At 63.9% G+C, this 25863-nt stretch carries 23 protein-coding genes; 11 read left to right on the forward strand and 12 right to left on the reverse strand.

The window, feature by feature from the left end; all coding sequences use genetic code 11:
• Positions 1 to 38: 38 nt before the first annotated feature.
• Positions 39 to 998: a hypothetical protein gene (locus IVB18_RS05405; RefSeq protein ID WP_247983424.1), complete on the reverse strand. Its 960-nt coding sequence runs from the start codon at positions 996 to 998 to the stop codon at positions 39 to 41.
• A gap of 163 nt (positions 999 to 1161) precedes the next feature.
• A complete protein-coding gene (locus IVB18_RS05410) occupies positions 1162 to 2565 on the reverse strand; it encodes a site-specific integrase (protein WP_247983423.1) in 1404 nt (467 codons plus the stop codon).
• Between the two features lie 651 nt (positions 2566 to 3216).
• On the opposite strand from IVB18_RS05410, the gene IVB18_RS05415 reads away from it, so the two are divergent.
• The 3 genes from IVB18_RS05415 (at position 3217) to IVB18_RS05425 (ending at position 6573) form a co-directional block, all read left to right on the forward strand.
• The gene (locus IVB18_RS05415) at positions 3217 to 4707 is read left to right on the forward strand and encodes an amidohydrolase family protein (RefSeq protein WP_247988219.1); all 1491 of its coding nucleotides are present in this window, start codon (positions 3217 to 3219) and stop codon (positions 4705 to 4707) included.
• Between the two features lie 3 nt (positions 4708 to 4710).
• Complete coding sequence (locus IVB18_RS05420) at positions 4711 to 5634, forward strand: GTP-binding protein (RefSeq protein ID WP_247988220.1); 924 nt, start codon at positions 4711 to 4713, stop codon at positions 5632 to 5634.
• Between the two features lie 69 nt (positions 5635 to 5703).
• Entirely contained in the window at positions 5704 to 6573 is an 870-nt protein-coding gene (locus tag IVB18_RS05425) for a DUF1989 domain-containing protein (protein ID WP_247988221.1), read from the forward strand.
• A gap of 3 nt (positions 6574 to 6576) precedes the next feature.
• On the opposite strand, the gene IVB18_RS05430 is transcribed toward IVB18_RS05425, so the two are convergent.
• The 3 genes from IVB18_RS05430 to IVB18_RS05440 all read right to left on the reverse strand — a co-directional run bounded on the left by IVB18_RS05430 (position 6577) and on the right by IVB18_RS05440 (position 7828).
• The gene (locus tag IVB18_RS05430; RefSeq protein ID WP_247988222.1) at positions 6577 to 6972 is read right to left on the reverse strand and encodes a GFA family protein; all 396 of its coding nucleotides are present in this window, start codon (positions 6970 to 6972) and stop codon (positions 6577 to 6579) included.
• Between the two features lies 1 nt (position 6973).
• Positions 6974 to 7345 carry a hypothetical protein gene (locus IVB18_RS05435; RefSeq protein WP_247988223.1) on the reverse strand — a complete coding sequence of 124 codons (372 nt, stop codon included), beginning with the start codon at positions 7343 to 7345 and terminating at the stop codon, positions 6974 to 6976.
• A 105-nt stretch (positions 7346 to 7450) separates the two neighbouring features.
• Positions 7451 to 7828, reverse strand: coding sequence for a tautomerase family protein (locus IVB18_RS05440; RefSeq protein ID WP_247988224.1), 378 nt, complete (start codon positions 7826 to 7828; stop codon positions 7451 to 7453).
• A gap of 157 nt (positions 7829 to 7985) precedes the next feature.
• Here IVB18_RS05440 and IVB18_RS05445 point away from each other — a divergent pair, with 157 nt between their 5' ends.
• Positions 7986 to 8591: a TetR/AcrR family transcriptional regulator gene (locus IVB18_RS05445; protein WP_247988225.1), complete on the forward strand. Its 606-nt coding sequence runs from the start codon at positions 7986 to 7988 to the stop codon at positions 8589 to 8591.
• Positions 8592 to 8648: 57 nt separating this feature from the next.
• Here IVB18_RS05445 and IVB18_RS05450 read toward each other — a convergent pair.
• Together IVB18_RS05450 and IVB18_RS05455 are read right to left on the reverse strand one after the other, a co-directional pair.
• Positions 8649 to 9490 (reverse strand): IS5 family transposase gene (locus tag IVB18_RS05450; RefSeq protein ID WP_247801096.1). Its coding sequence is split into 2 segments (ribosomal slippage): positions 8649 to 9118 and positions 9118 to 9490, totalling 843 coding nucleotides; the frame shifts between segments, so codons are not numbered across the junction.
• A 234-nt stretch (positions 9491 to 9724) separates the two neighbouring features.
• Complete coding sequence (locus IVB18_RS05455) at positions 9725 to 10960, reverse strand: IS701 family transposase (RefSeq protein ID WP_247988226.1); 1236 nt, start codon at positions 10958 to 10960, stop codon at positions 9725 to 9727.
• Between the two features lie 100 nt (positions 10961 to 11060).
• On the opposite strand from IVB18_RS05455, the gene IVB18_RS05460 reads away from it, so the two are divergent.
• From IVB18_RS05460 to IVB18_RS05475, 4 genes are all read left to right on the forward strand, one after another.
• Complete coding sequence (locus tag IVB18_RS05460) at positions 11061 to 12743, forward strand: cache domain-containing protein (protein WP_247988227.1); 1683 nt, start codon at positions 11061 to 11063, stop codon at positions 12741 to 12743.
• Between the two features lie 12 nt (positions 12744 to 12755).
• The gene (locus tag IVB18_RS05465) at positions 12756 to 13442 is read left to right on the forward strand and encodes an aspartate/glutamate racemase family protein (protein ID WP_247988228.1); all 687 of its coding nucleotides are present in this window, start codon (positions 12756 to 12758) and stop codon (positions 13440 to 13442) included.
• Between the two features lie 126 nt (positions 13443 to 13568).
• Positions 13569 to 16874 (forward strand): carboxyl transferase domain-containing protein, encoded by a 3306-nt coding sequence (locus tag IVB18_RS05470; protein WP_247988229.1) that lies wholly within the window; start codon positions 13569 to 13571, stop codon positions 16872 to 16874.
• A 245-nt stretch (positions 16875 to 17119) separates the two neighbouring features.
• Positions 17120 to 18988 carry a sigma-54-dependent Fis family transcriptional regulator gene (locus tag IVB18_RS05475; protein WP_247988230.1) on the forward strand — a complete coding sequence of 623 codons (1869 nt, stop codon included), beginning with the start codon at positions 17120 to 17122 and terminating at the stop codon, positions 18986 to 18988.
• 219 nt (positions 18989 to 19207) lie between these two features.
• Here IVB18_RS05475 and IVB18_RS05480 read toward each other — a convergent pair whose 3' ends face one another.
• Together IVB18_RS05480 and IVB18_RS05485 are read right to left on the reverse strand one after the other, a co-directional pair.
• Positions 19208 to 19762, reverse strand: coding sequence for a flavin reductase family protein (locus IVB18_RS05480; protein ID WP_247988231.1), 555 nt, complete (start codon positions 19760 to 19762; stop codon positions 19208 to 19210).
• A 57-nt stretch (positions 19763 to 19819) separates the two neighbouring features.
• The gene (locus tag IVB18_RS05485; protein WP_247988232.1) at positions 19820 to 20917 is read right to left on the reverse strand and encodes an LLM class flavin-dependent oxidoreductase; all 1098 of its coding nucleotides are present in this window, start codon (positions 20915 to 20917) and stop codon (positions 19820 to 19822) included.
• Between the two features lie 217 nt (positions 20918 to 21134).
• On the opposite strand from IVB18_RS05485, the gene IVB18_RS05490 reads away from it, so the two are divergent.
• The 3 genes from IVB18_RS05490 to poxB all read left to right on the forward strand — a co-directional run bounded on the left by IVB18_RS05490 (position 21135) and on the right by poxB (position 24541).
• Positions 21135 to 22049 (forward strand): 2-dehydro-3-deoxygalactonokinase, encoded by a 915-nt coding sequence (locus tag IVB18_RS05490; RefSeq protein ID WP_247988233.1) that lies wholly within the window; start codon positions 21135 to 21137, stop codon positions 22047 to 22049.
• Positions 22050 to 22062: 13 nt separating this feature from the next.
• Positions 22063 to 22695: a 2-dehydro-3-deoxy-6-phosphogalactonate aldolase gene (locus tag IVB18_RS05495; protein ID WP_247988234.1), complete on the forward strand. Its 633-nt coding sequence runs from the start codon at positions 22063 to 22065 to the stop codon at positions 22693 to 22695.
• A 109-nt stretch (positions 22696 to 22804) separates the two neighbouring features.
• A complete protein-coding gene (gene poxB / locus IVB18_RS05500; protein ID WP_247988235.1) occupies positions 22805 to 24541 on the forward strand; it encodes a ubiquinone-dependent pyruvate dehydrogenase in 1737 nt (578 codons plus the stop codon).
• Here poxB and IVB18_RS05505 read toward each other — a convergent pair.
• The 3 genes from IVB18_RS05505 to IVB18_RS05515 all read right to left on the reverse strand — a co-directional run bounded on the left by IVB18_RS05505 (position 24538) and on the right by IVB18_RS05515 (position 25693).
• On the reverse strand, positions 24538 to 24903 hold the full coding sequence (locus IVB18_RS05505; RefSeq protein WP_247988236.1) for a hypothetical protein: 366 nt from the start codon (positions 24901 to 24903) through the stop codon (positions 24538 to 24540). The genes poxB and IVB18_RS05505 overlap by 4 nt on opposite strands.
• A 126-nt stretch (positions 24904 to 25029) precedes the next feature.
• Positions 25030 to 25389 (reverse strand): hypothetical protein, encoded by a 360-nt coding sequence (locus IVB18_RS05510; RefSeq protein WP_247988237.1) that lies wholly within the window; start codon positions 25387 to 25389, stop codon positions 25030 to 25032.
• A 4-nt stretch (positions 25390 to 25393) separates the two neighbouring features.
• The gene (locus IVB18_RS05515; protein ID WP_256476706.1) at positions 25394 to 25693 is read right to left on the reverse strand and encodes a PilZ domain-containing protein; all 300 of its coding nucleotides are present in this window, start codon (positions 25691 to 25693) and stop codon (positions 25394 to 25396) included.
• Positions 25694 to 25863 lie beyond the last annotated feature (170 nt).

The following is a 25863-nucleotide window of genomic DNA, read 5'->3' on the forward strand; positions in this document are numbered from 1 at the left end:
AGATGGCGCGGCCTCCATTTCGGCGACGAAATGGGCGGCTAGAAGCGTCCAGTGCGAGAAATAATATCATCCAGCAAAGCAAAAAGTGGAGCAGGCCATATGACACCCTGTTTAGCCGCTTCGCTTGCTCGATCCCGAACATATTGGGCGCTAATTGGTCCGTCGGATCTTTGTTCATTGTAGAGTGTCGACATTGCCGCAAGCAATTTCCGTACACGCCGCCGCGCCATGGCTTGGGCGTACCACCAGAATGGCAGCGCGAATGTGCTCATTGAAGCAAACGCCAAGAACAAGAACCCGCATACCCCCATGATCCATTCTGCGGCATTCACTCCGATCCATCCGCTGGAACTTGCCCAGAGTGCAAGCCCAGCAATTCCGCCGAAGAAGACGCTGTTGATGAATTGACCCTTCAAATATCGGAGCAACGGATGGCGTTGTTTCAATGGAGATCTCGCCGGAAATAGTCCGAACGTCTCTTCGTTGAGCATCTCATCGCCAAAGGCGTAAAGCTCCATTGCAATCAGAGCGCGGACGAGAAAACGTTCTAAAGCCTGACACCGATATGGGAGTGCCAAGTAGTTACCGACTACGCCTTCAAGCTGTGAGCGATCGATATAAGGGACCTGCTTTGCTCTTATTTTGTCCAGCGGATTTGCATTGCTGTCCCAGAAATTTGGCGACGGGCTGTCCGAGCCATAGCGGACGAAAGCAAACCGCAACGATCTGACGATCTCTAAAGCAGCATTCAAAACACTCTCTTCAAAATCACGCGGATCAGCCTTGTTCGGCAGTGCGTAATCTGACGCGGCTTTAGCCATCCTCTTCAGGAGAAAGCCATAAAGACCCGGTTTCTCCGCGCAATCGTCACCGAATTGTGCGCTCAGCTCGTAGTTTACGGCCTCGCCGCAAATGTTCTCGAAATGCCATCTTCGAGTTGCGTCGTCCAATATGCCGCCGAGCGCATCGGCGCTTTTCCTGTAATCACCTGCTTCCATCGAAATACGAGCCCCCCAGCGGGCACTCTACTTACAATTGGCCACCGCTACAACCAAGCCGTGCGCCGCTGCGCCGCTCTCGCAGGCCCCTATGTTCGAAGCCTCGGCCAGCTTCGCGCTGACCGGGCTACTCATATCGTGCAAATTGCGCGATCTGGGTTGATCAGGCCGCGACTAGCCGCAGCTTCGGGTCTACGGGCTTCACAGGAAGCTCCCCGATGATCCGCCGCAGTTCCGCTGCGATGCCGTCGAGCACGGCGCGCTTCTCCTTCATCCTTTTGCTGTGATTGTAGACCTTGCCGGTGACGGTCGGCACGATCTGCTCGGCTTTCTTGCTGGCGGCATGGTCGAGACACTTCGCGATCCACGCGTCGTCAAAGCCGAGATCACCCGCCAAGGTAGCCGCCGTCCGGCGCAGGTCGTGCGGCGTGAAAGGCCGCAGGCCGAGTAGCTGGCAGATGCCGGGGATGGTCACCTTGCCCTTGCGCTTGATGCCGCGCAGCGCGTCGGCCATCGCCTTGCGGTACATCGGCTTGTTGTCGAGCAGGCTGGCGAATACGAAATCCTTGTTGTTGCCCTTCAAGGCGTCCCTGATGATCTCCACCGCGAGGCTCGACAGCGGCTGTTGGATCATTCGCCGCTTCTTGACCCGCTTCAATGGCACGTCGAGGCGCGGCTGCTCGCCGTCGAGGTCGATCAGTTCGTTGCGGTGCGCGCCGAGCAGTTCGGCCGAGCGCAGCATGGTGACCAACTCGAACTTGAGCGCGAGCCGGGTCCTCCGGTCCCATGACGCCAGCAGTTCGTCATCAGCGAGGCCGTGCCAGAAAATCCTGATCTCGTCCTCGGTCAGGACGCGGGTGCGCGGATGCTCCGGGTCGAGCGGCTCCAGATCACTGCAAGGGTTGGCGGTGATGTACTCGCGCCGCAACGCCCACCGGAACATGCCCGACGCCGCCTTGCGCATGTGACGTGCATTGCTGACCGACGGCTTGCCGCCGTGCCGACCCGCTACGATGTCGTCCGACAACGCCTGTATGTCGCCTCGGGTGACGTCGACCGCGATCTTCCTGCCCAGCTTCGGGCCGATGAAGCGGCGCAGATGGCTCGCGGTGTTCTCCCAGCTTTCCAGCCGGGGCCGCATCTCGCCGTCCGCCTTGCGAACCGGCGTCTGCATCCACTCGATCCGCTCCTCGATGATCTCGTCAACGGTTTTGCCTCGCCGGGCCTTGAGCGTCTTCTGCTGTCGCAGGCTCTCGGCGATGTTCTCGCCGTTGCCGATCCGCATTCTCAGGGCATAGACCTCGGTGCGGGCATGCTCGACCGTGAAGGTTTCGCGATTGTAGATGCCGAGCCATTTGGACCGTTGCTTACCGGTGGCAGGGTCGGTGAACTTGAAATTGAAGGTGGCGACGCCTGTCGGGATGATGCTGACATACAGGCCGGGACATTTGCGGTCGTAGATTTTGACCCGCTCGGCGACCCGCTTCTCGCAGAGGCGGTCGGTCAGGTTGACGCTGCCCTGGCGGGCGCGCTTGCCAGCGGGGGTGGCGATAATGGTAGTGTCCATGTGGTTTCGGCTCCTCAAGGCTTGGGACCAAAGGGCTCGGCTTTGGGGCTTTCAGTTTGTCGTGCGGACGCTGAAAGACTTAGGGCCGGGCCCTAGATTTGACGAAACCCGCCGAAGCGCCCCGCAACAGGCTAGACGAAAAGTGCTTGTTTCAAAGGGTTTTTGTAGTCTTAGCGGGTCTCACCGAATGCCAAAATATAGACGTGTGGTCCTGGCCGTCGTTGCTACGGTCAAGCCTTTGCGAAGGCGTCATCGCGTCAACCGGTGCGATGGTCGTGAATTTCGCGAAGGCGACGGAGGCAAGAAGGAATTCGTCTCCGGGGAGAGCGCGGCATAGGCCGTCAAACCACTGCGCAGGGAAGGCCTGGTCTCGGCTGCCCTGTGTCTCCCCTGTGCATTGCGTGCGCAATAGTTTCGCATAGGGGCTTTATGGGTGCCAGCCGGCGCCCGGTCTTCCCTGCGCCCTTTCCTCGGAGAGGGGTGACGAGAGAAACATAGCTCGGGCAAAGCATGCCGCGAGAACGCCAGCGCGTATCCGTAATTTGCCTGCGAATTGACCTCCCGTGCGAGCATGATGCGTCGGCTTCAGTGGAGGTGGTCGTTGCTCCCAGAATCTGCCTCTATGCGAATTCAGCTTTCGGGAGTGACGATATGAGCGGTTTGGTGATCAGCGGCGGCCGGGTGGTGGATCCGGCGAGCGGGATGGACGCCATCGGCGACGTGGCGGTGGTGGACGGCCGGATCGCCGCGGTCGGCTCCTCGCTCGGCGGAGCCGAGCGGGTGATCGACGCGACCGGGCTCGTGGTGGCGCCCGGCTTCATCGACCTGCATGCGCACGGCCAGTCGATCCCGGCCGACCGCATGCAGGCGTTCGACGGGGTGACGACGACGCTCGATCTCGAGGCGGGCGTGTTGCCGGTCGCATCCTGGTATCAGCGCCAGGCCAGGAAGGGACGCGTGCTGAACTACGGCGCCGCCGCCAACTGGGCCTTTGCGCGCATCGGCGCGATGACGGGCTCGAATGCGGAAAGCTCGCTGGAGGCATTCGGCAACGCCATGCGCGATCGCCGCTGGATCGACAACGTGGCGAGCGACGCGGAGGTGGCGGGCATCCTCGCGCGTCTCGCGACTGGCTTGAACGAAGGCGGCATCGGCATCGGCATCCTCAATGCCTATGCGCCGGGCGCCGGCGTGCAGGAGCTGACCGCGGTGTGCCAGTTCGCGGCGGCGCAGGATGTGCCGACCTTCACCCACGTCGCCTACATGTCTCGTATCGATCCCGAAAGCGCGGCCGAAGCCTATATCCGCCTGATCGGCTATGCCGGCGCCACCGGCGCGCACATGCACATCTGCCATTTCAACTCGTCGAGCAAGACCGACGTGGAGCGTTGCCGCGTGCTGATTGCGAAAGCGCAGGCGCAGGGCCTGCCGATCACGGTCGAGGCCTATCCCTATGGCACCGGCTCGACCGTGCTGGCCGCCGCCTTCTTCAGCGATCCCGAATTCGTCGAGCGCAACGGCACCGGCTACGATTCGGTGCAGCGGGTGACCGACGGCAGCCGCTTCCGTGGCCGCGAGGAGCTGCTGGCGGCCCAAGCCGAAGAGCCCTCCACGCTGGTGCTGTGGCATATCCTCGATACCGAAAACAACGCGCATCATCGCGACCTCCTGGACATGTCGGTGCTGTATCCCGGTGGCGCGATCGCATCCGACGCGATGCCGTGGACGCTGTCGGACGGCACCACTTACACCGGCGACGCCTGGCCGCTGCCGGAGGACGCTACCTCGCATCCGCGTTCGGCCGGTTGCTTCACCCGCTTCATCCGCGAATGGGTGCGCGAGCGCAAAACCGTGTCGCTGCTGGAAGGCGTGCGCAAATGCGCGCTGATCCCGGCGGAGATTCTCTCGCAAAGCACGCCCGCGATGCGCGCCAAGGGCAGGCTCGAGGTGGGCGCGGATGCCGACATCGTCGTGTTCGACTACGAACGCCTGAGCGACCGCGCGACATTCACGGCGATGAACCGTCCGTCGGAAGGCGTGCGGCATCTCGTGGTCAGTGGCGAGCCGCTGATCAGCGACGGCGTTCTGGACGTGGCGGCCCGGCCCGGCCGCCCCGTGCGCCGGCCCGTCGTCGAGGGCTGACGCGTGCCGGTCCCGATTCTCCTGGTGACGGGCTTCCTGGGGGCGGGCAAGACCACGGTCGTGAACCATCTGCTGGCGCATGCCGAGGGGCGGCGGATCGCCGCCGTGGTCAATGATTTCGGCGCGATCAACATCGATGCGGAGCTGATCGCGGGCGCGAGCGACGGCGTGGTGAGTCTCAGCAACGGCTGCATCTGCTGCTCGCTCGAAGGCGACCTGCTGCGCACGCTCGCCACCCTGCTGCGGCGAGATCCACGACCCGACTACATCGTGATCGAAACCAGCGGGGTGGCCGATCCCTCCGACATCGTGCGCAATCTGATGGACCCGGTGATCCTGCGCGAGGCGCTGCTTGAAACGGTGCTCTGCGTGATGGATGCGACGACACCGCTCGCCGCGCTGGACGATGGGTTGCAGCGCTCGCAACTGCGCGCGGCCGACGTGGTGGCGCTGAGCAAGATAGATTTGGCGGACGAGGGGGCCGGTGCCCGGATACGCGAGGCCATCCGCGCGCTGCGCGCTCCTGCTGTAGTGGTCGACGCGCTGCATGGCGAGATCCCCGCGGCGCTGCTGTTTCCCGTAGACGTCGATCGTGTACCGCGCGAGCCGGGGCCGCGACGGCCGGCGGAGGAGCGCTTCGAAACGCTGAGCTGGACCTCGGAACGTCCGGTCTCGCTGCCTCGCTTGCAGCAGGCCATCGGTCGGCTGGCGCCGAAGCTTGCGCGGGCCAAGGGCCTGTTCGAGACCGTCGAACAGCCCGGGTGGCTAATGGTGTTTCAGTTCGCCGGCGGCCGCGCGACGTTGGCGACAGGCGAGATGCCGGCGCCAGGCGTGCCGCGGGCGCGGATCGTCTTCATCGCCGAGATCGGGGTTCTCTCGCGCGCGGAGCTCGACGGGATCATGGAGGGGTGCGTTGCAGGTGAGTGAGGCGAGGCGGTAGGATGAGTTGCAGTCGTAGGGATGAGTTTAGCAACAGCGTCGACCCGAGGCCAAGCCATGTCTTCCAAAATCCCATCCGCACCCGCTGACGCCGCCTCGCGCCGCGCCGCCAAACCGACCATCGTCTATCCGGCCGGCACAATGCCCAGGCCCGACCTGGCCGCGCTCGAATCGGCTCGCCGCACGATGGTCAAAACGCACGAGCTCATCGTGCCGCCCCGCGACGCCAGAACATTTCGCGTGGCGCGCGGCCAGTTCTTCCGCATCGTCAGCATCGAAGGCCCTCAGGTCGGCGACCTCAATCTCTGGAATGCGGAGGATCTCTCCGAGCGTTTTTTCAGCGGCAAGACGCGGGCGATCCATGGCACGCATGTCGGCTCCGGCGACCGGCTCTGGAGCAACATGCCCTATCTTCGGTCGATGGCGACCATCAGTCACGACACGCTCGGCTGGTACGGTTTTGACGAGGACGGCGCCGGAATTCACGACGTCATCGGCACGCGCTGCGATCCCTATACGAATCTGATGCTGAATGGCGGCAGCTATGATTTCTGCTGCCACTCCAACCTGTCCCGCGCGCTTGCCGCCGAGCTGAAGATGGAGCCACGCGCGGTCGAGCATCACGTCCACGACGTGCTCAATGTCTTCATGTGTACCGGCTTCACCAAAGACACACAGCAATATTTCATGAAGGCAAGCCCCGTCCGTCCCGGCGACTTCATCGAGTTCTTCGCGGAGATCGATCTGCTCGGAGCGTTGTCGGCCTGTCCCGGTGGAGATTGTAGCGCAACCCATTCCAGCGATGCTGCGGCATGCCACCCGCTCAAGATCGAAATCTTTGAGCCCGATCGAGCGACACTGAAGGGCTGGACCTGGTCGTCGCCAAGTGAGTATCACCGCCGCCATGGTGCGCATGCTGGAAGCTGAACCTCAGTCCTCCGCCGGCAATCCGTCCCCGTGTACATACCAATCCGCACGTGACGTCCAGTGCACATGCCGGTCCGGTGCCGCGGCCAGCGGCTCGTCGAACGCGCCGGCATGGATGATCGCTTCGCGCCTGCTACGGGTCAAGTGCGGCATCGGGCTGCCGCAGAATTTGCAGAACGCGGTGGCAAAACTTCGCGCATTGGGCAGATCGAAACGCGCGACGGATGTTTCGCCGCGCAGCCATCGCAGCGCTTGCGCCTTCACGATCACCTCGCAGGAATGCGCGGTCCCGGTCGCCTTGCGGCAGCGCGAGCAATGGCGGTCGAGGAAGCGATCGAACGGACCCTCGACCTCGAATGCGACCTCGCCGCACAGGCAGCTTCCCCGGAATGCAGCCATCTTACTCCACCTCCGGCTCGGCCGGCTTCTCGACCGCCTCCTCTGCGTGGACTGGCGGAGCGCCGTGCGTGCCGCGCAGACGGATCATCGTGTCGATCACGTCGACGTCGATCTTCAGCATGTCGAGATCGCGCGTCATCTCGCGCACCTCCTGGCCTTTACGTGCCAGTTCCTCGGACACGTCGACCGCCATCTTGCGCTCTGTCACATTGCCAGGCGTGTTGACGAACAGCTTTGCGCGCATCCATTCGAGCCGCGCCCGCTGGGTGTCGCGCTCGAATTTTTTCTCCGCGTAGCGCCGCCGCGCCTCCGCATAGGCGCCGACCAGCGCGGTTTCCGGCAGGCTCCACAATTGCTCGACCGACATAGTCATACCGCTTCAGGTCCTGGGGCTTCGGATCGGCGGAGGTCTCACTCCGCAGCCCATCAAAACCTTTCAGCGGCCAATTCTCAAGGGGTGCGCGGGCTCCGCGTCGCCTCAGGCAAATTGCGCGAGGCCGTGGCCGACGGACCAGTTGTCCTTCGGGGCATCGAGAACGTTCACGAACACGTCCTCGGGGCGGATCCCCGGGTTCTCGCCGAGCAGTTCCGCGATCCGGCGGTACAGCGCCTTCTTTTGCTCGGCGGTGCGCGAGGCGAACACGGTGATCTGGATCAGCACGGCGTCGTCGCTGCGCTTGACGCCGTAGGCGTTGCCGCAGCGGAAGTTTGCGGCGTCAAGCTCGCTGATGGTCATGAACTCGTCGCCCTCGGGCACGTTGAGCGCCTCGCGCATGGCGCGGTAGAGGCCGTCGAGGATCGCCTGCCGGTAGGCTTCCGGTTTTCCTGCGCGCATCGAGATGTGAAGGAGAGGCATCGGGTGTCCCTTGCATGCTGGCCTGGCCGGCCGAAGTGCATGGCCTGTGCCGGCGGCTCATTGACGAAGCGGGTCGTAGACCCCATTTTGTTTTTGACGCAGTGTCAAGAAATCATATTTTTGACGGTGTGCCAAATACTCTCGAAAGGAGCAAAACTTGAGACCGCGCGAGTTCGATCACGACGACGTCCTGCGCATCGCGTTCGATCAGTTCTGGCGCAAAGGCGTACGCGGCACCTCGCTGACCGACATCGCGCGCGATGCCGGTGACCAGCGCGGCAGCCTCTACAATGCCTTCGGCAGCAAGGAGGCGCTGTTCCTCCAGGCCTATGAGCGCTATGCGGACGACTATCTCCTCGCCCTGCAAAAGGCGCTCGGTGCGGGTAGCTTACGAAAACGCCTCACCGCGTTCTTCGACCTCACCATCACGAACTTCCGCGCGGGTTCGCCGCCCCGCGGATGTCCGACCACGCGCGGCTTGATGGAGCTTGGCGCGGTCGAAGGCGAGGGGCTGGACGAGGAGGCGCGCCGGGCGTTCGCAGAACTCGTGACACGCATCACCAGTCTGGTTCGGGACACTTTGTCGGCAGGTGCCGAGCGCGGCGACTTCAGCGGTGATCCCGAGGCCGCAGCCCTGCACATCATCACCGTGACGCGCGGCCTGGCCGTGCTCGAGCGCGCCTTCGGCGACGAGGCCGAGCTTCGCAGGATTGCCGCCCACACGATCGATCTGATCCTCGGCAAAGGAAGCCGCTCGACATGAAGTTGCAAGGACTGCGGAACCCGAATGCTTAAAGCTTTGCTAAGAGTCTGTCCGGGATCATGCTGTTTTTTGGCAGAGCTTTCGCAGCATGAGGCGGATTGAGGCGAGGCGCAAGAACGCCAATGCCTTTCGGTTGAGGCACTCCCAATCCTTGGCCAAACGGCGGCAGCGGTTGAGCCAGGCGATGGTGCGTTCGACGATCCATCGCTTGGGCAAGATCGCAAAACTCTTTGCTGTATCGGAGCGCTTGACGATCTCGACGTCGATTTGCCGGAGGATTTTGCGAACGGCGGACTGAAAGATCGGCCCCTGATAGCCGCCGTCAGCATAGAGCTTCAGCAGGAATGGATGCAGGCCAAACAGCGTGGCCATCACCAGCACCCCACCGTCACGATCCTGGATGTCCGCCGAATGCACGAGGGCGTGGAGCAGCAAGCCTTGAGTATCGACTAGGATGTGGCGCTTCTTGCCCTTGATCTTCTTGCCCGCATCGTAGCCATGCGGGTCGATCCACGCCCCCCTTTTTCCGCGCTCTTGACGCTTTGACTGTCGATGATGGCGGCGCTCGGGCTGGGTTCTCGGTTAGCCAATTCTCGACATTGTACATAGAGCGCGTGATGGATGCGATCGAGCGTGCCGTTCCAAGCCCACAAGTCAAAATAGTCGTGCACCGTGCTGCGTGGCGGCAGGTCCTTCGGGATCGCTCGCCATTGGCAACCGGTGCTCAGCACATACATCAGGCCATTGATCACCTCGCGCACATCGACCGTGCGCTTGTTGCCGCCTCGCTTGGCTGGCGCAATCAGCGGCTCCACCAACGCCCATTCCTCATCAGTCAAATCGCTTGGATAGCGTAGCCGGCTTCGGTCGTAACGACCGCGGTTCTCCTTCGTCCACATGGGCGCCCCTTCGAATCGGACCGCCACCCTTGAATCACAAATGATTCCGATGATTCAAGATGTTCCCGGACAGACACTAACATTACAGTTGCCGTTTTGCTTTGAGATGCGCGCGCTGAGCGGCAGCCTGGTGAGCTCTGCGCCAGAATGACCATGCGATGACATGCGCGGGTTGGATCCGCTTTCGAGCAAGCCTGATGGCGATGCGGCGGATTTCCTGGATTGACCAACGGATCAGCGGCGGCGTGGGTGTGCTTTGGCTTTTGCCGGGGGGCGGCGTTTGGTTTTTTTGGGCGGTGGCGGATTGGCGCGATGGCGGATCGCCGCCATCATGGCGAAGGCGAGCATCACCAGGGACACGTGGCGATGCCAGCCATGCCAGGACCTGCTCTCGTTGTGATCGAGCCCGAACTCGTTTTTCGCGGTTTCAAAGCTGTCCTCGATCGCCCATCGATGGCCTTCGACCGCGACCAGCGTTTCAATTGATGTTCCCGCTGGGCACCAGGTGGTGAAGAAGGCGAGATCGCCATCGGCGATATGGCGACGGATCAGCAGACCGCGCGTCCATAAACCATCATTTGCGCTGTTGAACTGCTCGACCTCGAGATCGGCCAGTTCGAGATAACACCAGTCATGCAGCCTCGGTCCTTTGGTTCCGGCTCCCGCCGACAAGCGCTTCCAGTCGGACGGGCGCCGCGTCCGGGCGATGTCTTCGGCCTTGCCGGCGACCGGCTGTCGCTTGCCCCAGGATCGGAAGACATGAGAGCTGCTGACCCCGAGCACATAGCCTTTGCCTGCCCGCCGTAGCTGCTGTTCGATATCGCCAACACCGTAGACCGTGTCACCGGCAACCCACTTGAATGGTACAGACGCGGCTATCGCACGTGCGATCATTCTCGTCGCAAGCTTTGGTTTGGTCGCAAAGCCGACATCGGCAGGCACGTATGCGGCTTCCAGACGATCTGGATCGTCAGTCCATTCCTTCGGAAGATACAACGCGCGATCGATGAACGCATGACCATGACGCGAAACGTAGGTAGCGAAGACGCCGATCTGGCAGTTCGCAATCTTCCCTGCCGAACCAGTGTATTGCCGTGCCACTCCGCATGAGGCCTTACCCTGCTTGAGAAAGCCGGTCTCGTCGATCACCAGCACCGCATCGTCATCCGCCAAATGCTCGATGACATAGTCGCGGACGATATCGCGCAGGGCATCAGCGTCCCAATCTCCACGACCCAGAATTGCCTGCTGACGCCATGGGCCAGGATCGCCAGCCGCCTCCGCGCGCATCCAGCCGGTCTTGCGCTGCTCATCTCCGAGCAGACCTTCCAGGAACAAGCCTGCATTCGTCGCCACACGCTCTTGCGTGAACAACGGACGTATCCGTTGCTTGATCTCTCGAAGCGACGCCGCCCACAACGCAAGCGTCTCCTCAACCGACGCGGCCCGCGTCCACGACATTCGAATCATGGTTGCCCATGGATTCAGAAGCCCGCAAACAAAGCAACTGTAATGCTAAGGCGTTCGGAATAAACTGGCATATCTGTATTGCCAATTCACGTGAGCACCGATGATTTTCTCCCGCATCAGTTTCAAGCTGGTCCTGATCGTTGGCATCAGTCTTCTCGGCATGATCGCGCTGGCGCCGATCGCGCTTTCCACCCTCCGCGCGCAGATGGTCTCGGACCGTCAGGCCAAGACGCAGCACATGGTCGATGTCGGCTACGGCATTCTAGCGCACTATCAGAAGCTCGAGAGCGAGGGGAAGCTGACCCACGAGCAGGCGCAGGCCGCCGCGATCGCGCAAATCAAGAGCCTGCGTTACGACAAGGTCGAGTATTTCTGGCTCAACGACATGGCCGCGAAGATGATCATGCATCCGATCAAGCCCGAGCTTGACGGCAAGGATCTCTCCGACATGAAGGACCCCACGGGCAACCGCCTGTTCTCGGGCTTCGTTGACGTCGTCAACAAGCAGGGTGCGGGCTTCTACAGCTACCTTTGGCCGAAGCCCGGCTTCGAGCAGCCGGTCGCCAAGATCTCCTACGTGAAGGGCTTTGCGCCCTGGGGCTGGCTCATCGGCACCGGCATCTATCTGGACGACGTCGACGCCGTGTTCCGCCAGGACGCGATGACCTTCGCGATGGTGTGCCTCGCGGTATTGGTGCTCGTACTCGGCTGCTCCTTCGTGATCGGCCGCAGCGTTACCCGGCCGCTCGCCAAAATCACTGCGCTCACCGAGCGCCTCGCCGCCGGCGATAGCGCGTTCGATGTGCCGTACACCCATCGCCGCGACGAGGTCGGCGGTCTTGCCAAGGCGCTCGCCGTGTTCAAGGACAATGCGTCGGCGGTGCGCCAGATGCATGCGGAACAGGACGAGCTGAAGCGCAAGGCCGACGACGAGAAGCGCAAGACGATGACCGATCTCGCCAGCAGGTTCGAGGCCAGCGTCCAGTCCGTCGTCCGAGACGTCTTCAACGAGGCGCGCGAGATGCAACAGGCCGCGCAAGGCATGTCGGAGACCGCGAACAGGGCCACCGAGCGTGCCTCCTTCGTCGCCACGGCCTGCCAGCAGGCATCGAGCAACGTGCAGACGGTGGCGTCCGCGGCCGGTGAATTGTCGTCCTCGATCACCGAGATCAGCCAGCGCGTCGCGCAGGCGGCGCAGGTTGCCGACAAGGCGGCCGCCGAAGGCCAGCGCACCAACGATACCGTGCAGGGGCTTGCCGCGGCCGCGCACAAGATCGGCGAGGTCATCGACCTCATCAACCAGATCGCCTCGCAGACCAACCTGCTCGCGCTCAACGCCACCATCGAGGCGGCCCGCGCAGGCGAGGCGGGCAAGGGATTTGCCGTTGTCGCAAGTGAGGTGAAGTCGCTGGCGAGCCAGACCGCAAAGGCGACCGACGAGATCGGTGCGCAGATCGCGGCGATCCAGGCCGAGACCAACCAGGTCGTCGGTAACATCGAGAGCATCCGCACGACCATCATGGAAGTCAACGAGATCTCCTCCTCGATCGCCGCCGCGGTCGAAGAGCAGGGCGCGGCGACGCAGTCGATCGCCCGCAGCGTGCTGGAGGCGGCCTCCGGCACCAACCAGGTCTCGCAGAACATCTCCGGCGTCACCGATGCGACGACAGAGACCGGCCAAGTCGCGGGCCTCGTGCTGCAATCGAGCGGCCGGCTGACGCAGAAGCTGCAATCGCTCCAGGACGAAGTCAGCATCTTCGTTGCAGGGGTTCGGGCGGCCTAGTATAGCAGGAGGATGGATTCCAGCTCCGATCGACACAACCGCCGCATCCTCCTGATCAATCCGAACAGTCTCGAGGCGACCACCGCGATGATGGTCGCCATTGCGAAGTCTGCCGCCGCGGGCGGCTTCGAGATCGTTGGCGCCACCGCGACGCGCGCGCCGCAGATGATCGTGACCCCGGATGCGCTGGAGGCGGCTGCGCCTGAAGTCACGCAGATTGCCCAAGCGCATCAGCATGCCTTCGACGGCCTGATCGTGGCAGCGTTCGGCGATCCCGGCCTGGCCGGGATCAGGGACGGTGTGAAGCTGCCTGCGGTCGGCATCGGCGAGTCGTCGATGCTTGAAGCCGGGGCGAATGGCCGCCGCTTCGGCGTGGCGACCACCACGCCGCTGCTCAAATCCAAGATCGACGCATTGCCGGAGGCTTTGGGACTGCGATCCCGATACACCGGCGTCCGCTTCGCCGAGGGTGATGCGCAGGCGCTGATGCGCGACCCGGCGCGGCTCCGTGCAGCCCTCGCCGATGCGGTCGAGGCTTGCATCGCACAAGACGGAGCGGAGGCGGTCATCATCGGCGGCGGGCCGCTGGGCGAGGCCGCGCGCGAGCTTCAGCCGATGTTCTCCGCGCCAGTCATCGCGCCGATCCCGTCTGCCGTAAGGCGGATTATTCGCCTCATCACGGCGCTCGGCGCCAACTGATATTCCGGCCCGCGGGACCGGTCAGCGTGACCGGCTTCCTCTCCCTTGACGACTGTAGCTAAAGCGAAGAAGCAGGATCATCGAACCTGCCGCCCCGCGTTTGGCTGCGGGCATGGAGATCGCTGCATGTCGTTCAAGAAAATCCTGATCGCCAATCGCGGCGAGATCGCCATCCGCATCGCGCGTGCCGCAGCCGATGCCGGCATTGCGACGGTCGCGATCCATCCTGCCGACGATGCACTGTCGCTGCATGTCCGCGTTGCCGACGAGGCGATCGAAATTCCGGGCCGCGGCGCGCGCGCCTATCTCGATATCGATGCGGTGGTGAAGGCGGCCAAGGCGGCCCGCTGCGACGCCGTCCACCCCGGCTATGGCTTCCTCAGCGAGAATGCCGCCTTTGCCAAAGCCTGCGCGGCCGATGGCATCGCCTTCGTCGGGCCGAAGCCGGCCGCGCTCGAGCTGTTCGGCGACAAGGTTGCGGCGCGCCAGCTCGCCAAGCGCTGCGGCGTGCCGATCATCGCCGGCACCAGCGGCCCGTCGACGCTGGACGAGATCACGGCGTTCTTCGCCTCGCTCGGCAGCAGCGCGGCGATCGTGATCAAGGCGATGGCCGGCGGCGGCGGCCGCGGCATGCGCGTGGTGGAGAATGCTGTCGATCTCGCGGAAGCCTATGCGCGCTGCCAGTCCGAGGCCAAGGCGGCGTTCGGATTCGACGGCGTCTATGCCGAGCGGCTGATCCGGCAGGCGCGCCATATCGAGGTGCAGATCATCGGCGACCGCCACGGCGCGATCAGCCATCTCTGGGAGCGCGAATGCACCATCCAGCGCCGGCACCAGAAGCTGATCGAGGTAGCGCCGAGCCCCTCGCTCAGCGAACCCTTGCGCGGCCGCATCATCGAGGCGGCGAAGCAGCTCGCGGCGGCGGCGTCTTACGACAATCTCGGCACGTTCGAGTTCCTGGTCGACGGCAGCGCCGACGACAGCTTTGCCTTCATCGAGGCCAATCCGCGGCTTCAGGTTGAGCACACCGTGACGGAAGAAGTGCTTGGCATCGACCTCGTTCGCGCCCAGCTCGCGGTTGCCGCAGGTAGCTCACTGGCCTCGCTCGGCCTTGCGCAAGGCGCGATCCCGAAGCCGCGTGGCTATGCCATACAGCTGCGCATCAACATGGAGACATTGGACGAGCTAGGGGCGACGCATCCGACCGGCGGCGTGCTCGCCGTGTTCGAGCCACCGTCGGGGCCCGGCGTTCGCGTCGATAGCTTTGGTTACGCCGGTTACAAGACCAGCGCTGCCTTCGACTCGCTGCTGGCCAAGGTCATCGTGCATACGCCGAGCGAAGCCTGGCACGATGTCGTCGCCAAGGCCTCGCGCGCCTTGCGCGAATTCCGGATCGACGGCGTCGTCACCAATATCGCTTTCCTGCAGGCCGTGCTGGCGCATCCCGATTTCAGGAGCAACCGCATCGCGACCGATTTCATCGATCGCAACATCGCGACGCTCGTGGAGGCGGCTGATGGTGCGGCCAAGCCGCTCTACTTTGCCGCGACCGAGCGGAGCGGCGGTCCGGGGACCGAAGCCCACCTCGTACAACAGGTGCCTGAAGGCGCGGTGATGGTCGCAGCACCTCTGCAAGGAACCATTGTCACCATCCAGGTCAGGGAAGGCGAGATCGTGCGCCCCGGCCAGCAGCTCGCTGTGATCGAGTCCATGAAGATGGAGCACCTGGTCATGGCCGAGCAGGGCGGCCGCGTCATGAAGATGGTCGCCGACGACGGCGTCACGCTGATGCATGGCGAGGCGATCCTCTATCTCGAGCCGCTCGACGTTGCAGCCGATACGTCGGCGACGGAAGCCGATGTCGATCTCGATCACATCCGTCCTGATCTTGCCGAGCTCAGCGCCCGTCAGGCCAATACGCGCGACGAAAATCGCCCAGCCTCGGTCGAGCGCCGCCGCAACACCAATCAGCGCACCGCGCGGGAAAACGTCGCGCAGCTTGTCGATGACGGCTCGTTCATGGAGTACGGCAGCCTCGCGATCGCGGCGCAGCGCCGCCGCCGCAACCTCGACGATCTCATCAAGAACACGCCGGCGGACGGCCTTGTCATGGGCGTTGCCACCGTCAACGCCGAGAAATTCGGTCCCGAGGGCGGGCGCTGCATCGTCGTGGCCTATGACTACACCGTGCTTGCGGGCACGCAGGGCCATATGAACCACAAGAAGATCGACCGCATGCTGCGGCTTGCGCAAGACTGGCGCGTGCCCTTGGTGTTTTACGCCGAGGGCGGCGGCGGCCGGCCCGGCGACACCGACAGGCTCGGCATGACCGGTCTCGACGGCCCGTCTTTTGTGCAGTTCGCAAAACTGTCCGGCCTCGTGCCGGTGGTTGGCGTCGTCTCAGGCTATTGCTTTGCCGGCAATGCCGCGATGCTCGGTTGCTGCGATGTCATCATCGCGACCAAGAACGCGTCGATCGGCATGGGCGGTCCCGCCATGATCGAGGGCGGCGGGCTCGGCGTCTATCATCCAGCCGAAGTCGGGCCGGTCTCGTTCCAATCTCCGAACGGCGTCATCGATATCCTCGTCGAGGACGAGGAGGAGGCGACGCGCGCCGCGCAAAAATACCTGTCTTATTTTCAGGGCGCGGTGATGGAGTGGCAGGCGGCCGACCAGCGCCTGCTTCGCCGCGCGATCCCCGAGAATCGCCTGCGCGTCTATGACATTCGCAGCGTGATCGATCTCGTCGCGGACAGGGACTCCGTGCTGGAGCTGCGCCGCGACTACGGCGTCGGCATGATCACCGCGCTGATCCGTATCGAGGGCAAGCCGTTCGGCCTGATCGCCAACAATCCGCGCCATCTCGGCGGCGCCATCGATGCTGACGCCGGCGACAAGGCCGCGCGCTTCCTCCAGCTCTGCGACGCGTTTGACCTGCCGATCGTCTCTCTCTGCGACACGCCCGGCTTCATGGTCGGCCCGGAAGCGGAAAAGACCGCGATCGTCCGTCACGTCTCGCGCATGTTCGTCACCGGTGCGAGCCTCACCGTGCCGCTGTTCGGCATCGTGCTTCGCAAGGGCTATGGACTTGGCGCGCAGTCGATGATCGGCGGCGGCTTCCACGCCTCGTTCTTCACCGCGGCCTGGCCGACCGGAGAGTTCGGCGGGATGGGCCTCGAGGGCTATGTCCGCCTCGGCTTCCGCAAGGAGATGGAGGCGATCGCCGACCCCGTCGAGCGCGAGACCTACTATCGCAACAAGGTCGCCGAGCTCTACACCAACGGCAAGGCGGTCTCGATCGCGTCTGTGTTCGAAATCGACAACGTCATCGATCCCGCCGAAACGCGGCGGTGGATCATGGCGGGGCTACGGTCGGTGCCGAAGCCTCCTCCGAGAACGGAGAAGAAGCGGCCCTGCATCGATACGTGGTGAGGGCGGTGCAGCAATTCAGGAACGCATCCTAAATATCTAAGGCAATCTGCTTCCCACGTCATGCCCGGGCTCGTCCCGGGCATCCACGTGCTTTCGCGCCTGCGGCAAGGCGTGGATGGCCGGGACAAGCCCGGCCATGACGGCACACTGAGGAGGTGTGCCATGCGTCTGTTTCCGGTTCCCGATTGACATCCCCGCCTGCGGTGCCAGACTTTGCAAAATAATGCAGGGTGGAGACGTCCGCGATGGCCAGCCTTTCGGCCTCAAACCATGTCGCCCGTGTCTTGTCCGTCGCCAATCATGTGGCTGACGTCGATGCCTCTTCGCGCATCGCCAATTCCTGGCGGCGCTGCCTGATCGGCCACAAGCTCGACCCCGCCCGCCAGGGTCCGCCGCAGACGCTCACCGAGGCCGAGGTTCGGCATGTCGCCGAGCCCATGGAGGACACGATCAGGCTGGTTACGCCTGAGCTCGATGATCTCGCGCGCGTGCTGCGCGATGCCGGCTATTGCGTCAACCTGGCGGATGTAAACGCGACCATGCTGTTCAGCCGTCTGCCGGGCGAGGCCGACGCAAAAATGTTCATGGACTGGAAGATCTACACCGGTTCGAATTTTGCCGAAGCCTTCGAGGGCACCAACGGGCTCGGCACCGCGCTGGCCGAGCAGAAGCCGATCCTGGTGCATCGCGACGAACATTTTCGCGCGCAGTGGCACATGTTCTCCTGCGCCGTGGCGCCGCTGTTCGACCAGGCCGGACGCCTCGTCGGCGCTGTGAACATTACTTCCTGCCGTGAGGATCTCGAACGCGCCGCGCATCAGCTTGCGCTGGCGGTGGCGATGGAGGCGACGCGGCGGATGGAGGGCGCGATCTTCCGCCGGCATTTCCGCAACGCCTGGATCGCGACCGTGCCGGGCGACGGCGGCAGCGGCCTGCTTGCCTATGATGACGACCGCCGCATTGTCGGCGCCTGCCGCTCCGCGCGTGCGCTGCTGAACCTCACCGACGGCATGATCGCGTCCGGCATCGATCTGTCGCGCTACGTCAAATTCGACCATCGGGCTGCGCGCAGCGCGGACGAGTTCGTCGAGCTGCGCCGCGCTGACGGCAGCGCGATGGGGCAGGGTCATGTCGCGCCGCCACTGCGTGCACGATCATCCACGCGCCCGCTCACGCCGCGTCGAGACGCACCTGTCGACCGTTTCGATGCGCTGCACCGGCTCGCCGGACGCGATCCCGGCCTGATCAAAAGCGTGAAGCGGCTCAGAAGCATCGGCGATCATAATCTGCCGGTGCTGCTGCATGGCGAGACCGGCGTCGGCAAGGATGTGTTTGCGCGCGCCATTCACGCCGCCAGCAATCGCGCGCGCAACAACTATGTTGCGCTGAACTGCGCGGCGATGCCGGAGAGCCTGATCGATGCCGAGCTGTTCGGCTACGAGGCCGGCGCGTTCACCGGCGCGCGGCGTGACGGCTCGAAGGGCCTGATCGTGCAGGCTGACGGCGGCACGCTGTTTTTGGACGAGATCGGCGACATGCCGATCGCGCTCCAGACGCGGTTGCTTCGTGTGCTGGAGAACCGCGAGGTCTGGCCACTCGGCGCGCTCAAGCCCGTGCCCGTCGATATCCGCCTGATCAGCGCCACCCACCGCGATCTCGGCCGCATGGCAGAGCAGGGCGCCTTCCGCGCCGATCTCTATTTCCGCCTGCGCGGCATGGAGGTGCGGCTGCCGGCTTTGCGCGAACGCACCGACCGGGACGATGTCATCCGCCAGATCGCGAGCGAGGAGGCGCCGAATTGCCGCCTTTCGCACGAGGCCTGGTCGTTGTTGGCGGCCTATCCCTATCCCGGCAATATGCGCCAGCTCCGCCACATGCTGCGGCTCGCCGGCTGCACGGCAGAGGACGGCGTCATCACGGATGCTGATCTCGACTTGCCGCCGTTCGGTGGAAGGGCGACAGAGCCCGATCTCGCGGCGGCCGAGCGAGCGGCGATCATCGAGGTGCTGCGCAAGCACGGTGGCCGCGTCATCGAAGCCGCCCGCACGCTGAAACTCAGCCGCGCCACGCTGTATCGGAAGATCAAGCAGCTGAAGATCGAGACGGCGCGGTAGCGTTCAACTGCTCTTGCCAGCGGCGCTCTTTCTTCCCCTCTCCCCTTGTGGCCCCTTGTGGAGAGGGTGGCTCGCCACGTAACGGCGAGACGGGTGAGGGGTCTGCTTCCGCGAATTCGCCGCCGCTTGTGTACGAGGAGCGAACCCCTCATCCGGCGCTTCGCGCCACCTTCTCCCAGAAGGGGAGAAGGGAAGGGCAGCGCGCTTGGAGCGCCGCTCTCAAGAAAAATCGCTCCAGCTCAGATGCCGCGAATCTAGATCGCCGACCGTCACGGTGTCGCGCATTTCGCGCGGGGTGTGGAAACTGCTGCGGAGATAGACGAGCGGGGTCGTCTCCGCCGCGTGCGAGACGCCGCGCACTTCGCCGACGAAAATCGAATGTGTCTTCGTCTCGAATTCTTGCGCCAGCACACAGTCGAACGCGGCGACCGCATCCGTCAGCACCGGCGCGCCGGTTACCCCGCGCGTCCATTTTCCGAAGGCGAAACGGTCGTCGCCGTTGACGCCCTTCTGGCCGCTGAAGGTGAGCGCCAGTAGCGCGTGATCCTCATGCAGGAAGTTGATCGCAAAAGCGCCTTCTTCCCGGATGCGCGCGTGCGCGCTGGCGTTGCGGTTGACGCAGACGATCAGCGAGGGCGGATTGTCCGAGAGCGAGCAGGCCGACGTCACCGTCAGCCCGGTGCGCGTGCCGTGCTCGGCGCCGACCGTCACCAGCGCGACGGCGCCGGCGCATTGGCGCATTGCCTGCTTGAAATCCTTTGCAACGATGCTCACGCCTGAGCCTCCGAAATTGACGCGGGTGCGCCACGATCGCGCCGCACCCGCGTCGGGTCAAGCCGCCTTCTTCGCGGAGCCGAGATGCTTCAGGCGCGGCATCACCTCGTTCTTGAGCAGCGAGAGCGAGTGGTGCCAGGCCTCCGGCTTGTGCTTGTAGTCGAAGCCGAACACCAGCAGCACGCCGAAGCCACCGACCTCGTCGTAGATCTTCTCGATTCTCTCGGCGACGGTCGCGGGCGAGCCGACGATCCAGTTCCGCTTGGCGCAATATTCGACGGTGACGTCGCCATCGGGCACGTCGGGCGCGTGCTTCAGGTAGTCCTTGAAGCCGAAATGGCCGAGCAGCGGCAGGAAGTACTCACCCATCATCCGGCCCATCATGTCGCCGGTCGAGAGCTTCCAGGCCTCCTCGTCGGTGTCGGCGACGAACACCTCGCGCACTAGCCGCCAGTCCTGGCGGTTCGGCTTGCGTCCGGTCTTCGCTGCGCCGATCTCGACCGAGTCCCAATGGCTGCCGACATAGGCGGGGTTGAGGTTGAGGCTCATCGGGATGAAGCCGCGCTCGCCGGCGAGCTTCAAAGTGTCCGAATTTTTTGACAGCCCGGCAACGCCGATCGGCGGATGCGGCGCCTGCAACGGCTTGATGTGGGGCTTCAAGAAGTCGAACATCGTGTCCGGCTTGGTCACCGTCCAGTATTTGCCCTTGTAGGTGAAGGGCGCAGGATCGGACCAAAGCTTCAGGATGATCTCCAGCGCCTCGCGCGTCATGTCGCGGTTCTGCCCGCTCATGCCGTCGACGTTGAACATCGCCCAGTCACTCGGCAGGCCGGATGCGGCAACACCGAAATTGAGCCGGCCCTCGGAGAGGTGGTCGAGCATCGCGACGCGGTTGGCGAGCTCGGCCGGATGGTGATAGGGTAGCAGGAATCCGCCCGGCCCGATGCGGAGCTTTTTGGTCTGCATCAGCGCCTGCGCGATCAGAAGGTCCGGCGTGGGATTGGGTTCCCAGGGCGCGGTGTGGTGCTCGCCGACCCAGGCTTCCTGATAGCCGAGCTCGTCGAGCCATCGCATGACCTGCAAGTCCCAGTCGTTCCCTTCCTTCAGGCCGCACTCCGGCGGATGCGAAGGCATCGTGAAATAGCCGATCTCCATGGGTTTCCTCATCTGATGTTGACGCGTCTTGTTGCGCGGTTCACGGACGTGAGCGGGGATGCTTCAGCAAGCGGTGTGCCAGCGCGGCGATGCCTCGAAGCTGCGAGAAAAGGCTGGTTTGCGCGGGCAATAGCCGATATCTCGATGCGGATGCGCAAGCGATCGTCTCATTGTCGCGAGACGGCGTCTTGCCGGTGAGACGAGGATATGATTCGAGATGACCGAGCCTGCCTACGTCGCGGTGGACTGGGGCACCAGCAGCTTCCGGCTCTGGTTGATCGACCGCGCCGGTCACGTTCTGGCCGAGCGCCGCAGCGACGAGGGCATGCTGGCCGCGGCCAAGACCGGGTTTGCCGCGGTACTGCGATCGCATCTCTCCGCGGTCGAGGCCCCCGATCATCTGCCCGTTCTTGTCTGCGGCATGGCTGGCGCCCGCACAGGCTGGGTCGAGGCCGGCTATGTCGACACGCCGACGCCGCTCTCTGCCGTCTTGAAGCAGGCCGCGCGTGTGCCCGGCGAGGCGCGCGACATCCGCATCCTGCCGGGCATCGCGCAGCGCGACGCCAAGGCGCCGGACGTGATGCGCGGTGAGGAGACTCAGCTGCTCGGCGCGCTCGGCCTCGATGCCGCAGGCGAGGCGCTCGTCTGCATGCCCGGCACCCATTCCAAATGGGTGCGCGTGAAGGATGGCACGGTCGCGCACTTTTCCACCTTCATGACCGGCGAGCTCTTCAGCGTGGTCTCACGGGAGACGATCCTGTCGCTCGCTGTCGCCGGCGCCGATGACGCCGAGGATGTTGCGAGCTTCAAGACGGCGGTCGCCGCCGCATTCGAGGCGCCCGCCTTTGCCGCCAATCTCCTCTTCGGCGCACGATCGCGGCAGCTGCTCTTTGGCGGTACGCCGGCCGCGGCGCGCGAGACGCTTTCGGGCACGTTGATCGGCGTGGAGCTGGTAGCAGGGCTCTCCGGGACGTTGCCGAAAGCGGGTGTCACGCTGATTGCCTCGGGGCGGCTCGCGTTGCTGTACCGGCTCGCCTTTGACGCGCTGTCGGTGACTGTTTCGCCGATCGATGCCGACGAGGCTGTCCGCCGCGGCCTGTCGATGGCGGCTGCCGCGATCTGGACAAAATAGAAGGATTTTTGCCATGAGCATTCCCTTTCCGCCGATGAAGCGGCCGCTGGTCGCGATCCTGCGCGGCGTGAAGCCCGAGGAGACCGAGGCCATCGTCGGCGTGCTGATCGAAGCCGGCATGACCGCGATCGAGATCCCCTTGAACTCGCCGGATCCATTCCGCTCCATCGCCGCCGCGGTGAAGCAGGCGCCGGCCGGCGTCCTGATCGGCGCCGGTACGGTGTTGACCGCCGAGGATGTCGATCGGCTCAACGATGTCGGCGGCAGGCTGATGGTCTCGCCAAATGTCGACCCACAGGTGCTGGCGCGGGCGCATCAACTCGGCATGGTCACGATGCCCGGCGTGTTCTCGCCGACCGAGGCGCTGCTCGCAGCGCGCGCGGGTGCATCGAGCCTGAAATTCTTTCCGGCGAGCGTGCTCGGTGCATCCGGCATCGCAGCTATCCGCGCCGTACTGCCGGCCGGTGTCATGATTGCCGCCGTCGGCGGCGTCTCGGATCAGAATTTTGCGGAGTATATCAAAGGCGGCGTGACGGCGTTCGGGCTCGGCAGCAGCCTCTACAAGCCCGGCATGACGGCCGTCGACGTCGCGACGCGCGCGAAGGCGACGATCGCGGCCTACGATCGGGCGATTGCGAAAGACTGAGCCGACGATAAACAAGCCGTGATCGTATCATAGCCTATTGTACCTCACCCGTGTCGCAATGTTGATGTTTGCAGTTGGTGCAAACATGCCGGCGCAGCAGGGGACCAAGATGGCGATCAACAATGTGGCCGATCTGTTCGTGGCGACGCTCGAACAGGCCGGCGTCGAGCGGATCTACGGCATTGTCGGCGACAGCCTGAATGCCCTTACCGAAGCGCTGCGGCGCCGTGGCACGATTGAGTGGGTGCATGTTCGCCACGAGGAGGTCGCAGCCTTCGCCGCCGCCGGTGAAGCGGAGATGACGGGCAGCCTTGCGGTGTGCGCAGGCTCTTGCGGCCCGGGCAATCTGCATCTGATCAACGGCCTGTTCGACGCGCACCGCAGCCGCGTTCCCGTGCTGGCGATCGCAGCCCAGATTCCCACCGCTGAGATCGGCAGCGGCTATTTCCAGGAAACCCATCCGCAAAACCTGTTTCGGGAATGCAGCCATTATTGCGAGCTGGTCTCGGACCCGAGCCAGCTTCCCTACGTGCTGGAAAATGCCATCCGCGCGGCGGTGGGCATGCGCGGCGTCGCCGTCATTGCCATGCCCGGCGACGTCGCTTTCCGCGCGCCGCCGAGGCGCGCGCTGTCGACCGCGCGCGGCCTCGCGCTGGCAGCGCCGAAGGTCGTGCCGGAAACCGATGAGCTGAAGGACCTCGCGGAGCTGTTGAACGGCGCCGAGCGAGTTACCTTGTTCTGCGGCCGCGGCTGCGCCGGTGCGCATGCGCCGTTGATGCAACTTGCGGAGGCCCTGAAGAGCCCGATCGTGCATGCGCTCGGTGGCAAGGAGCACGTCGAATACGAAAATCCCTATGATGTCGGCATGACCGGCTTTATCGGCTTCTCGTCGGGCTATGCCGCCATGCACGCCTGCGACGCCCTCGTGATGCTCGGCACAGACTTTCCCTACAAGCAGTTCTTCCCGACCGACTGCCAGGTCGCGCAGATCGACATCAGGCCGGAAAATCTCGGCCGTCGCTGCAAGATCGATCTCGGTCTCGTCGGCGACGTCAGGCTGACCATCGAGGCACTGCTGCCGCTGCTGAAGACCAAGACGCAGCGCAAGCATCTCGACGATGCCATCGTGCATTACAAGAAAGCGCGTGAAGGTCTCGACTCGCTCGCCAAGGGCACGCCGGGCAGCAAGCCGATTCATCCGCAATATCTCGCAAAGGTCATCAGCGACCATGCGTCCGACGATGCCGTGTTCACCGCCGATGTCGGCACGCCGACGGTGTGGGCCGCGCGCTATCTCGACATGAACGGCCGTCGCCGGCTGATCGGCTCCTTCGTGCACGGCTCTATGGCCAACGCCATGCCGCAGGCAATCGGTGCGCAGGCTTCGCAGCCCGGCCGCCAGGTCATCTCGCTGTCGGGCGACGGCGGCTTCACCATGCTGATGGGCGATCTGATTACGCTGACGCAGATGAAGCTGCCGGTGAAGGTCGTCGTCTTCAACAACGGCGTGCTCGGCTTCGTCGCGCTGGAGATGAAGGCGGCGGGCTTCGTCGACACCAATGTCGACTTGGAAAATCCCGACTTCGCGGCGATGGCGCGCGCGATGGGCATCTTCGCCAGGCGTGTCGAGGATCCGGGTGAACTTCCGGGCGCGGTGCAGGAGATGCTCGCTTACGACGGACCGGCGCTGCTCGACGTCGTCACCGCCAAGCAGGAGCTGTCGATGCCGCCGACGATCACGCCCGAGCAGATCAAGGGTTTCAGCCTCTGGGTCCTGCGTGCGGTGATGAACGGCCGCGGCGACGAGGTCCTCGACCTCGCCAAGACGAACCTGCTGCCGCGCTAACTGCGCTTGGCTGACGGCAGCGGCAGCCGCTCGTGGCGGCGTTGGAAGCGCTGCCAATGCAGCACGATGCCGATGAGCAGCGCCGGGACAAAGCCCAGCGCGAGCAGGAAATGCGGCAGCTCTTTCGGCGAGATGAAGGCGATGGCGATGTCCGAGATCAGCCACAGTGCTGCGAAGATCACCGCAAAATCCGTGCGCGGGCAGCGCAGGTAGTAGAACACGGCGGTGATGACGATGGCGGGCCCGATCGCGATGCCGATCATGACCGCGGTCAGCTCCTTCGGCGTCAGCGCGTCGAGCACCATTGCCGCCAACAGCCAGATGGCGGCGAACATGGCGACGATGTCGAGCGGATGCCGCAACCCAATACCTCTCGTGGAAGCCGCTCTATCGTTGTGGGTGCATGCCTCAGTCGTCAAGTCCCAATGTGACGAAAACCGGCGCGTCGACATTCGCGCCGCCACAACCGCCCCAGGCCTGTTGGTGGCCTATACGCCTGTGACCGGTTCTGTGCGGCATTTCAGGGTGCGTAAATTCTTCACTGCGCCCTCTATCTGCCGGCATTCCGATAGCTGCCGGTCGAGCAAGTGGAGACGCTCCTCGACACGTCGGAACTCCGAGTCTGTCGGCTGAATCTTCGCCGTGGAACTCCATTTCGCGAGAGCTTCCGGTTCGTTCAGAAGCTGCTTCACCCGCCTGACCAAACCCGTTCGCTCGGCAATCAGTCCGCGAATGACTACATCGATGGACTCTTCCAGCGATGCGATCCTTGCGCCATCGACCGCAGCATCGCGTTTGGACGAGCGAGCCGAGAAGGTTGCGATCGCGCGCTCCAAATCGGTCGACATGATCTCAGATCCTGCGCGCCGCGGAGCCGGCGGAGGTCACAAAATGAATACCGATGTAATTGCCGTCCTCCCAGGCCATCTTGGCCCTTCTGGAAACCTTTCCGTCGGGCGTGATCATGAGAAAGAACTCCTCGTTGCGCACACGTTCCGCGACTTTGGCTAGGAGTTGCACCCTGGCGCCGCTGTCGGAAATATCGTGCAATTGCGCAGTGAGCGACCACGTTCCGTCGATCGCAACGACGGTAGTGTCGTACCGACTGTCGAACACGACACGCCTTCTGCGGCGTTTTTCCTGCCTGCTCATCTACGGCTTGCCCATTTGGTCGAAGCGTAAGACGATAAACGAAGCGACTTAAGTTCTCGTGAATGGAGCTATCTGTTTTCGACACATCTAGAGGATGTGAAGTCGAAATGTCCTTGAGGCATGAGCCTTTGCCGGTGTGGCGCTCATGACACGGTGTTGCTTCACCGCGA

It is taken from the genome of Bradyrhizobium sp. 186 (assembly GCF_023101685.1).
GTDB lineage: Bacteria > Pseudomonadota > Alphaproteobacteria > Rhizobiales > Xanthobacteraceae > Bradyrhizobium.